Source organism: Gordonia phosphorivorans (assembly GCF_042432625.1).
Classification (GTDB): Bacteria; Actinomycetota; Actinomycetes; order Mycobacteriales; family Mycobacteriaceae; genus Gordonia; species Gordonia phosphorivorans.
In genome coordinates this window covers 211528-225293 of record NZ_JBHLWV010000027.1, presented here as the reverse complement: position 1 = coordinate 225293, position 13766 = coordinate 211528, and the positions used below count along the sequence as shown (strand labels likewise).

7 protein-coding genes are annotated in these 13766 nt (G+C 70.5%); 6 read left to right on the top strand and 1 reads right to left on the bottom strand.

The genetic code is table 11. The annotated features are described in order from the left end of the window. Positions 1 to 62 precede the first annotated feature (62 nt). The 6 genes from ACFFJD_RS15330 to ACFFJD_RS15305 all read left to right on the top strand — a co-directional run bounded on the left by ACFFJD_RS15330 (position 63) and on the right by ACFFJD_RS15305 (position 11943). A complete protein-coding gene (locus ACFFJD_RS15330) occupies positions 63 to 479 on the top strand; it encodes a DUF7144 family membrane protein (RefSeq protein WP_345312598.1) in 417 nt (138 codons plus the stop codon). 75 nt (positions 480 to 554) lie between these two features. After that, on the top strand, positions 555 to 3908 hold the full coding sequence (locus ACFFJD_RS15325) for an arabinosyltransferase domain-containing protein (RefSeq protein WP_382365695.1): 3354 nt from the start codon (positions 555 to 557) through the stop codon (positions 3906 to 3908). Between the two features lie 101 nt (positions 3909 to 4009). Next, entirely contained in the window at positions 4010 to 7354 is a 3345-nt protein-coding gene (locus ACFFJD_RS15320; RefSeq protein WP_382365693.1) for an arabinosyltransferase domain-containing protein, read from the top strand. Further along, on the top strand, positions 7351 to 10710 hold the full coding sequence (locus ACFFJD_RS15315; RefSeq protein ID WP_382365691.1) for an arabinosyltransferase domain-containing protein: 3360 nt from the start codon (positions 7351 to 7353) through the stop codon (positions 10708 to 10710). The genes ACFFJD_RS15320 and ACFFJD_RS15315 overlap by 4 nt, the downstream gene beginning before the upstream one ends. 184 nt (positions 10711 to 10894) lie before the next feature. Further along, on the top strand, positions 10895 to 11218 hold the full coding sequence (locus ACFFJD_RS15310; RefSeq protein ID WP_382365689.1) for a putative quinol monooxygenase: 324 nt from the start codon (positions 10895 to 10897) through the stop codon (positions 11216 to 11218). After that, complete coding sequence (locus tag ACFFJD_RS15305) at positions 11215 to 11943, top strand: VIT1/CCC1 transporter family protein (RefSeq protein ID WP_382365687.1); 729 nt, start codon at positions 11215 to 11217, stop codon at positions 11941 to 11943. The genes ACFFJD_RS15310 and ACFFJD_RS15305 overlap by 4 nt, the downstream gene beginning before the upstream one ends. A 265-nt stretch (positions 11944 to 12208) precedes the next feature. On the opposite strand, the gene ACFFJD_RS15300 is transcribed toward ACFFJD_RS15305, so the two are convergent. Next, complete coding sequence (locus ACFFJD_RS15300) at positions 12209 to 13765, bottom strand: acyl-CoA carboxylase subunit beta (protein WP_382365685.1); 1557 nt, start codon at positions 13763 to 13765, stop codon at positions 12209 to 12211. Position 13766 lies beyond the last annotated feature (1 nt).

Here is a 13766-nt window from a genome sequence, read left to right as displayed (position 1 = left end):
TTCTGCGCGGAAATCTGCTGACCTACCCGATCTCAGTCCGAGCGACGTGATAAGTACAGGTCATGACTGCGAACAACAACCCCACCGTCAATCGCGAACCCGGCAACCCGTGGGCCGCCGGCACCACCTGGGCCGCCGCCGCACTGCTGCTGGTCGCCTCGGTCCTGGCCTTCTTCCAGGGCATCGCCGCCGTGGCCAACGACGAGACCCTCGTCGCGGTGACCTCCGACTACATCTATGCCTTCAACCTGACCACCTGGGGCTGGATTCACATCGTCCTGGGCGTGATCGGCGTCTGCATCGCCGTCGGCATGTTCCTCGGCGCCACCTGGGCCCGGGTCTGCGCGATCATCATCGCCTCGCTGTCGATCGTGGCGAACTTCCTGTGGCTGCCGTACACCCCGTGGTGGTCGATCCTGGTCATCGCGATCGACATCCTGGTGATCTGGGCCGTCGCCAACTGGAGCGGCGACAACTGATCCCGCGCGCCCGGCACCACGCCGTCGCGCACCACGACTGACCCGATGGCACAGGGGCATCGCTACGATGCCCCTGTGCCATCGTTCTCGGTCCGGCGGGCCCAAGTCACCGCCATCATCACGGGCCTCCTCGGGTTCTTTCTGGCACTCCTGGCTCCCCTGCTTCCCGTCGAGCAGACGACCGCCGAGATCAGCTGGCCGCAGGAAGGCACCGTCAACTCGGTCTCGGCGCCGCTGATCTCGTACGCGCCGGTCACGCTGGAGGCCGCCATTCCCTGCGCGGCGGTGGCCGAACTCCCGCGCGGCCAGCAGGTCCTGCTGTCCACCACCTCCCCGTCCGCCCCCAAGGCCGCCGAACGCGGCCTCTTCGTGCGGGTGACGGGATCGAGCGACGCCCTCGCCGCCGACCGGTCCGTCGAGGTGGTCAACCGCAACATCCCGTTGCTGTCGGCCCCGCTGGACCAGGTGCTCTCCGGGGACTGCCGGACCATCACGGTCTCGGCCGACGCCACCGAGGTGACCGCGGCCTTCGTCGGCCTCCGCACCGACGACGGCCAGCCGCGCACCGCCTCGACCAGCGACGACGACCTCGGCGACCAGCGCCCGCAGGTCACCGGCCTGTTCACCCAGCTGTCCGGCTCGGCCGACGCGCTGCCCGGCCTGACCGCCCACGTGGTGATCGATTCCCGCTACAGCACCAGCCCCACCCTGCTCAAGTGGCTGGCCATCATCGTCGGCGTCGCCGCCACGCTGATCTCGCTGCTGGCCCTCGCCCGGCTGGACGCCACCGACGGCCGCGGCCACGGGCGCGTGTTCCCCGCCCGGTGGTGGCGGCTGAACGCGCGCGACGGCGTGGTGATCGCGCTGCTGCTCGTCTGGCACTTCATCGGCCCCAACACCTCCGACGACGGCTACCTGATGACCATGTCGCGGGTGGCCCAGGACAGCGACTACACCGCCAACTACTTCCGCTGGTTCGGCGCACCCGAATCTCCCTTCGGGTGGTACTACCAGGTGTTCGGCCTGCTCAGCCAGGTCAGCGTGGCCAGTCCCTGGATGCGGCTGCCCGCGCTGGCCTGCGGCATCGCCAGCTGGCTGATCATCAGCCACGAGGTGCTGCCCCGGCTCGGTCGGGCCACCGCGGGGATGCGGGGTCGGCTGCACTCGGCCGGCTCGGCGCCCGCCTGGACCGCCGCCGCGGTGTTCCTGGCCTGCTGGTTCCCGTTCAACAACGGGTTGCGGCCGGAACCCATCATCTGCCTCGGCGCCCTGCTGGCGTGGTGCTCGGTGGAACGGTCGATCGCCACCGGCCGCCTGCTGCCTGCCGCCCTCGCCTGCCTGATCGCGGCCTTCTCCATCGCCGCCGGCCCCACCGGGGTGTTAGCCGTCGCCGCACTCGTGGCCGGTGCCCGCCCGATGCTGCTGGCCCTGGTCCGGCGCGCCCGGGAGGTCGCCGCCCAGACCGGCCGCACCGCGAAGTGGGCCTACGCCTCGCTCATCGCGCCGATCCTGGCGGCGGGCACCTTCGTCCTGTTCGTCGTCTTCACCAACCTGACGTTGGCCTCGTTCCTGCAGAGCTCGACCATGAAGACCGCCGTCGGACCGTCGCTGAACTGGTACAACGAGATCGACCGATACTCGTCGCTGTTCGCCTTCTCCGCCGACGGCTCCATCATGCGGCGGTTCGCCGTGCTCGCGATGGTGCTGTCGCTGATCGTGGCGGGCGCCGTGCTGATCCGGAAGGGTCGGATCCCCGGCACCGCCGCCGGTCCCGCGCAGCGCATCGTCGGGATCACCTTCGCCTCGCTGCTGTTCCTCATGTTCACCCCCACCAAGTGGACCCACCACTTCGGTGTCTTCGCCGGTCTGGCCGCGGCCCTCGCGGCGCTGGCGGCGGTGGCGGCCAGCTCGGGCGCGACGCACTCGCGGCGCAACCGCACCCTGTTCGGCGCGTTGGTGGTCTTCATCGCGGGTCTGGCGCTGACCGCGCCCAACTCGTACTACTACTCCTCCGCGTGGGGCATGCCGTGGGGCGTCTGGCAGGTGACCATCGGCGGCGCCATGGTGGGCCAGATCCTGCTGTACCTGACACTCGTGCTGCTGGCGGTGGCCCTCTGGTTCCACTTCCGCGAGCCGTTCACCGGCACCGATCCGGTGCTCGATCACCCCGAGCAGGTGCGCTGGGCGCGACTGCGGCGCAGCTTCGCCTGGCCGGGACGCGCACCGATGGGCGTGGCCGCCGGACTGCTCGTCGTGTTCGCCCTGGTCACCGCGATCTTCGCCGGGATCAACCAGTCCGCGTCGTACTCGGTGCCGCGCAGCAACCTGGAAGCCCTCGCCGGCCGCCCGTGCAGCATGGCCGACAAGGTGTGGGTGGAATCGGCGCCGAGCGACTACCTGCTGACGCCGGTGGACTCGAGCCTGCGCGATCCGCTCGCCGGGCCCACCAGCCAACCGTCCGGCTCCGATCGCAGCGCCACCACCGGTTTCTCCGCCAACGGGGTGCCGCTGGACCTGAATGCGCGGGCCTCCTCCGGCAGCCTCGGGGTGCTGGCCGGCGCCGCGTCCGCCGACCCCGACCTACTGATCGCCAACAGCGGCGGCACCGGCGGCGGCGTGCTCGACACGCCGGGGATCAACGGCAGCCTGGCCGCCCTGCCCTTCGGGCTCGACCCGGAACGCACCGCGGTGCTGGGCAGCTACTCCGCCGACACCCAGACCCCGGCCGGCCTCACCTCCGGCTGGTACCGCCTGCCCGCCGACTATCGGGATTTCCCGCTGATCACCTTCTCCGTGGCCGGCAGCTTCTACCAGGGTGAACTGCGGCTGGAGTACACCGACGATCCGATCGGGCCGGAGACCCGCGACAGTTCGCTGGCGCCCACCGGCGGCGTCGCGATGATCGACCCGGGCCCCAATCCGTCGTGGCGCAACGTGCGCATCGACACCGACGGCCTGCCGTCGAACCTCACGGCGATCCGGATCGTCGCCGACGACCACAACCTGGCCGGCGACCACTACCTGGTGGTCACCCCGCCCCGGCTGCCGGAGATGACGACGCTGCAGGAGACCGTCGGCAGCACCGACCCGGTGCATGCGGACTGGACCTCTGGCCTGGTGGTCCCGTGCCAGCGTCCCTTCAACTTCCACGCCGGCGTCGCCGAGACTCCGCTGTGGCGGATCAAGCCGGGCGCCGACCTGGCCGCCGCCGTCGGGGCCTGGCAGAGCGCGCAGGGCGGCGGACCGCTCGGCTGGCTCGACGTGTCCCAGCGCGCGGAGACCGTCGCCACCTATCTGCAGGGCGACATCGGCCGCGACTGGGGTGCGCTCGAGCGCTACCAGCCGTACGACGATGCCCGCCCGGCCGTGATCGACTACGACACCCGCGTCCGCAGCGGCCTGTGGAGCCCGGCGCCGATCCGTTACTGACGGTTCGGCGACGGCGAGGGTCTCGCTCCAGCGATTCCGCCCGCCTCCCGCGCGGCGCGCGTTTGGGACGCACTCAGCATGTTCGACTAACCTCAGAAGTCGTGCCTGAGCCGACGACAGACATCGAAGAGACCGAGCGCCCACCGCGATCGGCGCCGCTGTCGGCTCCGCACGCACGACTGCTCGCCACCGTCGCGGGTGTCGTAGCGATTCTGGCGGCCCTGGCCGTGCCGTTCCTGCCGGTGTCGACGACGCAGGCCACCATCACCTGGCCGCAGGGTCAGGACTTGGCCGCCGACGACCCGTCGATCGTCGCGCCGCTCATCGCGCAGACCTCGCAGGCCCTGGACATCCGCATCCCGTGCGCGCCGCTGGCCGAGGCCGCCCGCACCCCGGGCACCGTCCTGACCACGATGCCGCCGGGCGCCCAGCGCCAGACCAACAACTCGCTCATCGTCAACAGCAACGGCGAACGGGTCACCGTGCTGTTCCGCGCCAACAACGCCGGCAGCGCCACCCTCGAACAGCTCGCCTCCGGCGACTGCAAGAACCTGCACATCTTCTCCTCCCCGGCGGGCCCGGGCGCCCAGTTCGTCGGCCTCGGGCCGGCCAAGGTGCTCGCGCCCGACACCCGCCCGCAGATCGACGGCCTGTTCACCGACCTGTCCACCGACCAGGTGCAGACCCTGGCGGCCGCGGGCATGCGCTCGACGATCACCGTGGACAACCGCTACGAGTCGTCGGCGTCGCTGCTCAAGACCCTCGTGATGGCCCTCGCCGTGGTGGCCACCGTGTTGGCGCTGTTCGCGCTGTACTGCCTGGACCGCCTCCGCGGCTACCGCGCGCCGCCCAACCGCCGCGGCGGCGCACTCGCCTGGCTCCGGTCGCTCAAGCCCCGGCTCACCGACGCCGCGGTCACCGCCGTGCTGGTGATCTGGTTGTTCCTGGGCGCGGGCGCACCCGACGACGGCTACATCCTCAACATGGGCCGCACCGCCGACGCCGCCGGATATCTCTCGAACTACTACCGCTACTTCGGCATCGCCGAGGCCCCCTTCGACTGGTACTACGGCTTCCTCGCCCAGTGGTCCAAGGTGTCCCCGTCGCTGCTGTGGATGCATCTGCCCGCCCTGGTGGCCGGGCTGGTGTCCTGGTACCTGCTGAGCCGCGTGATCCTGCCCAACCTGGGCACCGCCGTGAAGGCCACCGGGTGGACCGGCTGGGCCGCGGCCTCGGTCTTCGTCGCGTTCTGGCTGCCGTTCTGCGCCGGCCTGCGCACCGAAGGCATCATCGTGCTCGGTTCGCTGCTCACCTGGTGGGCGGCGGAGAAGGCCATCTCCACCAAGCAGCTGCTGCCCGCCGCGCTGGCCGCCGTCGGCGCCGCGTTCACCCTCGCCCTGGCGCCGCAGGGCGTCATCGGCGTCGCGATCCTGCTGGTCTCGGCCCGTTCGCTGCTGAGGATCCTCGCCGCCCGCCGCCGGGAGGACCCGTTGTCGGCGCTCCTCGCGCCGATCGGGGCCACCGCGCTGGTGGTGCTGGTGGTGGTCTTCCGCGATCAGACGCTGATGACCGTCATCGAAGCGATGAAGATCCGCTACCAGACCGGTCCGATCATCCCGTGGAGCCAGGAGTTCCTGCGCTACTACTTCCTCACCGTGACCACACCCGACGGCTCCATCGCACGCCGCATCCCGGTGCTGCTGCTGTTCGCCGGGGCCATCGTCACCGCCGCGCTGCTGCTGCGCCGCGGCACCATCGACGGCGTGCAGCCACGGCCGGCCTGGCGCCTGGTCGGCGCCTTCGCCGTGACCCTGCTGCTGTTCTTCTTCGTCCCGGTCAAGTGGTCCATCCAGTTCGGCGTCTTCGCCGGGCTCGCGGCGGCCCTCGCCGCCACCGGCACCCTCGCGGTGGCCCAGGCCGCGGCGCGCTCGAGCCGCAATCTCACGGTGTTCATCGCCGGGCTGCTGTTCGGGCTGGCCGCCGTCGCCGCGGGCTACAACGCCTGGCCGTACGTGGCGCGCTACAACATCGCGTGGTTCGACCAGGCACCGTCGATCGCCGGCCGCCCGCTGTCCTCCCTGATCCTGATCCTCGCGGTGGCCGCGGTGGCCGTCGCCCTGTGGCAGACCCTGCGCCTGGACTACGTGAAGAACCGCGGCATGGCCCACCACACGGAAGGGCAGCCCGACAGCGCGGCCGACGTCCGCCGCATGGCGGTGGCCTCCTCGCCCATCACGATCATCGCCGCCGTCACCGTGCTCGTCACCCTCGCCATGTTCGGCAAGGCCGTCGTGACCCGCGGCGAGGCGATGACCGGACTCAGCCACAACCTCGCCTCCCTCGGCGGCGATTCGTGCGGCATGGCCGATCAGGTCCTGGCCGAGCCCGATCCGAACGCCAACTTCCTGACCCCGGCCGACGGCCGCTCGGCCTCGGCCACGCTGGCCGGCACCGAGAACGTCGGGTTCACGCCCGACGGCGTGGCCACCGACCTCTCGCCCGAGGCCATCGTGTCGCGGCCCGGCCAGATGCACGTCTCCGGATCCACGTCCCGCCCGTTCTCCACGATCGGCACCCTGGGCGCCGGCACCACCGGCGGCACCGGCCCGCGCACGGTCAACGGCTCGACCGTGGCCCTGCCGTTCGGCCTGGATCCGGCGATCACGCCGGTCCTGGGCAGCTTCGGCTACCAGGGCAACGCCCACCTGCAGACCGGCTGGTACCAGCTGCCGGCCCGCGACGCCTCCCCGCTGCTGGTCTTCTCCACCGCCGGCGCGATCGGCTCGATCGACGCCAACGGCACCCACATCCCCGGCCAGTCGCTGGTGGTCCAGTTCGGCAAGACCGGTGCGAACGGCGAGTTCGAGCGCGTCGGCCCGAATGTGCTGCCGATCGACCCGGGGCCGAAGATCGCCAACCGTCCGTGGCGGAACCTGCGCGTCCCGATGTCCTCGGCGCCCGCCGGGGCCACCGTGATGCGCCTGGTGCTCAACGACACCAACCTCGGCGCCATGCAGTTCATCGGGATCACGCCGCCGCGTGCGCCCAAGCTGCAGACCCTGCAGGAGCTGGTCGGCTCGCAGGCGCCCACGCTGATCGACTTCTCGGTGGGCGCGTTCTTCCCGTGCCAGCAGCCGATGACCTTCCAGCACGGCGTGGCGCAGGTGCCGCAGTGGCGCATCCTGCCCGACTACGTGACCATGAACATGCAGTCCAAGACCTGGATGTCGACGAGCGGCGGCGGTTTGCTGTCGATCACCGAGGCCACCACCAAGCCCACGGTGGTGCCCACCTATCTGAACCATGACTGGCACCAGGATTGGGGCACGCTCGAGAAGCTGGCCCCGCTCGCCCCGGACGCCGCCACCGCCGTCGTCACGACGGAACAGGTGTCGCAGTCCGGCCTGGCCCGCGCCGGCTCGATCCGCCTGGAGCCTTCGAAATGACCGCTGAAAACACCGTCGACACCGCGTCGACCCCGCAGCCCGCCGGACGGTGGGCGTTCCTGCAGCGCAACGATTACCGCGTGGCGAAACTGGTGGCCGCGATCGCCGGCCTCATCGGCCTCGCGATGGCGATCGCCACCCCGCTGCTCCCGGTGCAGCAGCGCAGCGCCGCGCTGCAGTGGCCGCAGGCCGACACCATCGGCAACGTGACCGCGCCGCTGGTCGCCTTCGTGCCCGCCGACATGAGCCTGACGGTGCCGTGTGCGCTGGCCCGGAACCTGCCCGCGTCCGGCGGCGTGCTGATGTCCACGATCCCCGCGTCCGGCAAGCAGGCGTCCGCGCGCGGCCTGTTCGTCAAGGCCGACACGGATCGGATCGTCATGACCGTCCGCGACGTCTTGCTGCTGAGCGTCGACCGCAAGGCCGCGCAGGCGAACCCCAACTGCGCCTTCGAGCTGACCGGCGGCGCCGACGGCGTGACGGCGCAGGTCGCGGGCCTGGACGGCGACGGCACCAGCTTCCGCACCGACGACACCGACATGCGTCCGCAGATCGTCGGCGTCTTCTCCGACCTGCCCGCCGACGCCTCGCGCGACGGGCTGTCCCTGCACGCGGACATCGACACCCGCTACGTCAACTCCCCCACCCCGCTGAAGCTGGCCGCCATCATCGTCGGCATCGTGATGACGCTGCTGGCGCTGCTGGCCCTCGGCGTCCTCGACGCCCGCGACGGTCGCCGCCACAAGCGGTTCCTGCCTCGCGGCTGGTTCACCATCCGCGGCCCCGACGCCGTGGTCATCGTGGTGCTCGCGCTCTGGTGGCTGATCGGCGGCAACACCTCCGACGACGGCTACAACATCACCGTCGCTCGCATCACCGAGGAAGCCGGCTACGCCGACAACTACTTCCGCTACTTCGGCGTGCCGCAGGATCCGTTCGGCTGGCCCTACCAGGTGCTGTCGTGGATGACGCAGATCAGCGTGAGCGCGCCCTGGCTGCGCCTGCCCGCCTTCCTGCTCGGTCTGCTCGGCTGGTGGCTCCTGAGCCGCGAGGTGATCCCCCGCCTCGGGCGCGCGGTGCGCACCAACCAGGCGGCGATCTGGTCCAGCGCCCTGGTGTTCCTGGCGATCTGGCTGCCGTACAACAACGGGATCCGCTTCGAACCGCTGGAAGCCATCGGCGCCCTGCTGACCTGGTGCGCCGTCGAACGAGCCATCGCCACCCGCCGTCTGCTGCCGTACGCGGTGGCCGCGATCATCGGCGCCTTCACCCTCGCGGTGGCGCCCGGCGGTCTGATGGCGGTGGCCGCTCTGCTCGCCGGTCTGCGGCCGGTGGTGCGCGGTATCGTCTCCCGCCGTGAGCGGGACGGTCTGCTGCCGCTGATCGCCTCGGTGCTCGCCGCCGGCACCTCGGTGCTGTACGTGATCTTCTACTGGCAGCCGCTTATGCCGCTGATCGAGAGCAGCACCACCTCCTCCGAGGTGGGTCCCACCCTCGAATGGTGGCAGGAACCGGTCCGCTACTACTACCTGATCCTGCAGACCGGCGACGGCACGTTCTCGCGTCGCTTCGGCATTCTGATCATGTTCCTGGCCCTGGTGGTGGTGATCTTCCGCCTGCTGTCCAAGAGCCCGTTGAACGGCGTGGCCCGCGCACCGATCTGGCGCCTGGTCGCGATCATGCTCGGCACCATGTTCTTCATCTCGTTCACGCCCACCAAGTGGACCCACCACCTGGGCATCTACGCCGGTATCGGTGCGGGTCTGGTGGCCGCGACGGCCGCCATGATGTCGCCCGCGCTGCTGCGTTCGCGGAGCAACCGCGCGTTCTTCGCATCCGCGGTGCTGTTGGTGACGGCGGTCGCGGCCACCGGCACCAACATGTGGTGGTACGTCGGCAGCTACGGCATCCCGTGGTGGGACCGCCCGATCGAGGTGGCCGGGATCAAACTCGGCTGGGTGGTCCTGGCCCTGTCGATCCTGTGCGCGCTGATGGGCCTCTGGTACTACTTCCGCAACGACTACGTCGACGAGGCCAAGCGCACCGGTTACCAGCGCACCGGCCTCAACCGCTTCAAGGTGTCCCCGCTGCCGGTGATCTCCGGTCTGGTGATCCTGTTCATGCTCGGTTCGTTCGCCAAGGGCGCCTGGGAGCAGCGGGACAGCTGGTCGTGGGCCAAGTCGAATGTGCGGGCCCTGACCGGCGACGAGTGCGCCCTGGCCAATGACGTCCTGGTGGAGAGCGATCCCACCGCGTCGATCCTGAAGCCCGCGGCGCTCGACGGACGTCCGGCACCGACCCCGAAGGCGGCTCTGGCCGGCGAGAACGTCGGCTTCACCCCCGACGGGGTGCCGTCGAACACCGGCATCGACCCCCTGGAGCGCAAGTCCAGCGGCGAATCCGACGACAGCGGACCGCAGACCTCCCTGCCGACCACCGACGACGCCAGCGGCGAGGACAGCGAGGAGAACGGCAGCGAGGGCAACGGCGACGGCACCGGCGGCTCCGCAACGCCGGCGCCGCAGAGCAGCACCGTCCGCCTGCCGTACGGCCTGAACCCGGCCACCACCCCGGTGCTCGGCAGCTACCGCACGCAGGGACCGGCCGCGGTGACCACCGACTGGTACCAGCTGCCGTTCGCCGCCGGCCAGGCTCCGGACTCGTCGCCGCTGCTGACCGTCGCCGCGGCCGGCTCCATCGAGTCGATCAACGGCCTCGGCGCCCTGACGCAGGGCCGCAAGCTGGTGGCCCAGTACGGCCGCGTCGGCGCAGACGGGCGGGTGATCCCGGTGGGGGCGCCGCAGCTCCCGATCGACGCCATGGAGACCAAGACCGAGTGGCGCAGCCTGCGCTTCCCGCTGGCCGAGGCCGCGCCCGGCGCGACCCTGGTCCGGCTGAACGTGGTCGACGATGCCCCTGCCCTGAGCGAGTGGTTGGCGTTCACGCCGCCGCGCGTCCCGGAGCTGCGGACCCTCAACGACGTCGTCGGCCGCACCGATCCGGTGCTCATCGACTGGCTGCCCGGCCTGGTGTTCCCGTGCCAGCGTCCCGTCGCGGTCCGCAACGGCGTGCTGGAGCTGCCCGACTGGCGGATCATGCCCGACGCCGACGCCACCCAGAAGAACAGCCAGACCTGGATGGCGGGCAAGTCCGGCGGTCCGCTCGGCATCACCGACGCGCTGCTGTCGCACACGCTGGTCCCGACCTACCTGCGCAACAACTGGGGTCGCGACTGGGGCGGGCTGGAGCGGTTCACCCCGCTGGTGCCCGACGCAACGCCCGCCGAGTTGGAGCTCGGCTACCGCACGGTGAACGGCTTCTGGAGCCCGGCCCCGATGCGCTCGGCCGGCTACTGACCCCCGTCGTTTCCGGTGACGCCCCCGGTTTCGGGTCGCCCCGTCGTTCCAGATCGACGTCGGCACCCGAAACCGGTGGGGGGAACCGACACCGGTGGTGGGTAAACGGGGGATCCGGTGCGCCGGGGCGGTGGGGACTGGGTAGCCTTCGGGGCACTGTCTCCCCCAACGAAGGATGCCGCCCGTGCAGATCGTCAACGTCCGCTTCTACGTCAAGCCCGAGCTCGCCGACGAGTTCCCCAGCGCGCTGACCGCCCTCACCGAGGCCACGCGTAACGAACCGGGCAATCTCTGGTACCTGTGGTCGCGCAGCATCGACGACCCCACCGAGTACGTGGTGCTCGAGGGCTACACCGACGAGGGCTTCATGGCGCACGCCACCAGCGAACACTTCCGCGAGGGCGGCGCGCTGATCAAGCCGTTCCTGGCCCGCACCCCCGAGCTCATCGCCCGCAAGGTGGACGGTGACGGCTGGGAGCCGCTGAGCGTCCTCTCCGTCGACGAATGACGGCACCGGCCGAGAACCCGCACGCCCACGAGGCCGAGCCGCACGGCGCGGGCCTGGCCAACCGCCTCAACTGGCTGCGGGCGGGTGTTCTCGGAGCCAACGACGGCATCGTGTCCACGGCAGGCATCGTGGTGGGCGTGGCCGCGGCCACCGTCGACCGCGGCCCCATCTTCACCGCGGGCATCGCGGCGCTGGCGGCGGGCGCGGTGTCGATGGCCCTGGGCGAATACGTCTCGGTGAGCACTCAACGCGACACCGAGGCCGCCCTGCTGGCCAAGGAACGTCGCGAGCTGCGCGAGGACCCCGAGGCCGAACTCGACGAGCTGGCCGGCCTCTACGAGGCCAAGGGCCTGAGCTCGGCCACCGCCCACCAGGTGGCACGCGAACTCACCGAGCACGATGCGCTCGCCGCGCACGCCGACGCCGAGCTCAAGCTCGACCCGGAGGACCTGGTGAATCCCTGGATGGCCGCCTTCTCGTCGGCCATCGCGTTCACCTCGGGCGCCCTGCTTCCGCTGCTCGCGGTGCTGCTGCCGCCGGCCACCTGGCGCGTGCCGACGGTGTTCGTCGTGGTGCTCGTCGCGCTAGCGCTCACCGGCACCGTCGGCGCGCTGCTCGGCGGCGCGAAGCCGCTGCGGCCCACCATGCGGGTGATGATCGGCGGCGCGTTGGCCATGGGCGTGACCTACGGCATCGGCACGCTGTTCGGGACGGCCGTCAGCTAGATGTACCCGGCCATCACGTCGGTAGCAGGCGGCTCATCGGCGGGCGGCCTCCGGTGATCGGATCGCACTCACGCAAGTAGGGCCGGACGCCACCGTGGACTCGACCCCGTGGACTCGACACCCAGCGCGTTGAAGAGTGCTGAAAAGCGGGGGGTCCGCGGACATATTGCCCGCGGACCCCCTGATTTTCAACACTTTCCAGCCGGACGGCGTCGATCCGACCCCGGAATGCGCTAGTTGTCCCGGGCCATCACGTCGGTAGCGGTCAGATCGGCATCAGGTAGTGCTTGCGCGGCACGCGCAGCACCTTCTTGTCCTGCAGCTGAGCCAAGGCCTTGCGCAGTTGCAGCCGCGTCTCGGCCGGCTCGATCACCGCGTCGATGTAGCCGCGCTCGGCCGCCAGGTACGGGGTAGCCATCATCGCGTTGTAGAACGTGATGAAGTCCTGCCGCACCTTGTCGGCGTCGGCCGCGGACAACCCCTCGGTTTGGTGCCGGGTCAGGATCACCGCGGCCGACTCGGCGCCCATCACCGCGATCTTGGCCGACGGCCACGCGAAGTTGATGTCGGCGCCGAGCTGCTTGCAGCCCATCACCGCGTACGCACCGCCGTAGGCCTTGCGCAGCACCACGGTGATCTTGGGGACGTCGGCCTCCACGTAGGCGTAGAGGAACTTGCCCGAGCGCCGGATGGTGCCCTTGGCCTCTTCCACCACGCCGGGCAGGATCCCCGGCGTGTCCACCAGGAAGATCAGCGGGATGTTGTAGGCGTTGCAGATCCGCACGAAGCGGGTGGCCTTCTCGGACGCGTCGGTGTCCAAGGTCCCCGCCATCACCGCGGGCTGATTGGCGACGACGCCCACGCTGCGGCCGTCCACGCGCGCGAAGCCGGTGATGATGTTCGGCGCGAAGAGCTCGGCGACCTCATGGAAAGCGCCGTCGTCGAACAAGCGCACGATCAAGTCGTGCATGTCGTAGCCGGCATTGTCGTTGTCGGGCATGAAGGCGTTGAGCCCGAGATCGGACTCGGTGATCTCCGGCTCCAGGCCGGGGTTGATCACCGGCGGCTGCTCGTGGCAGGTCATCGGCATGTACTGCAGGTACTCGCGCACCCACTCGAAGGCGGCCTTCTCGTCCGGGGCCACGTGGTGGATGTTGCCCCAGCGCGCCTGGTTGTGAGCACTGCCGAGGTCCTCGGCCGAGACCTCTTCGCCGTTGACCGCCCGGAGGATGTCCGGGCCGGTGACGAACATGTAGCTCTTGTCCTCGACGCCGACGAGCACGTCGGTGTTGGCCGGCGTGTACACCGCACCGCCTGCGCATTTGCCGAGGATCACCGACACCTGCGGCGACAGACCCGAGAGCAGGTCGTTGCGGCGGCCCATCTCGGCATACCAAGCCAGCGAGGTGACCGCGTCCTGGATGCGGGCGCCGGCCGAGTCGTTGATGCCGACCATCGGGCAGCCGAGCTTGCCCGCCCACTCCATCAGGTTGGCCACCTTGCGGCCGAACATCTCGCCGACGGTGCCGCCGAGCACGCTCTGGTCGTGGCTGAACGCGGCCACCGGACGACCGTGGACCAGGCCGTGCCCGGTCACCACCCCGTCGCCGTAGCCGCTGTCCGCGGCACCGGCCATCTTGGCCAGCCCGCCGACCTCCACGAACGTTCCCGGATCGAACAGCATCTCCAGCCGCTCCCGCGGGGAGCCGATGCCCTTGGCCTCACGCTTGGCGATGGCCTTCGCTCCGCCCGGTTCCTGCGCCAGCGCCAGCTTCTCGCGCAGCTCGGCGAGCTTACCCGCGGTGGTGTGTTCGGTCGTCACG

Coding starts and splice junctions, on each gene's coding strand:
- ACFFJD_RS15330 (WP_345312598.1), top strand. CDS start 63: ATGACTGCGAACAACAACCCCACCGTCAATCGCGAACCCGGCAACCCG.
- ACFFJD_RS15305 (WP_382365687.1), top strand. CDS start 11,215: ATGACGGCACCGGCCGAGAACCCGCACGCCCACGAGGCCGAGCCGCAC.
- ACFFJD_RS15315 (WP_382365691.1), top strand. CDS start 7,351: ATGACCGCTGAAAACACCGTCGACACCGCGTCGACCCCGCAGCCCGCC.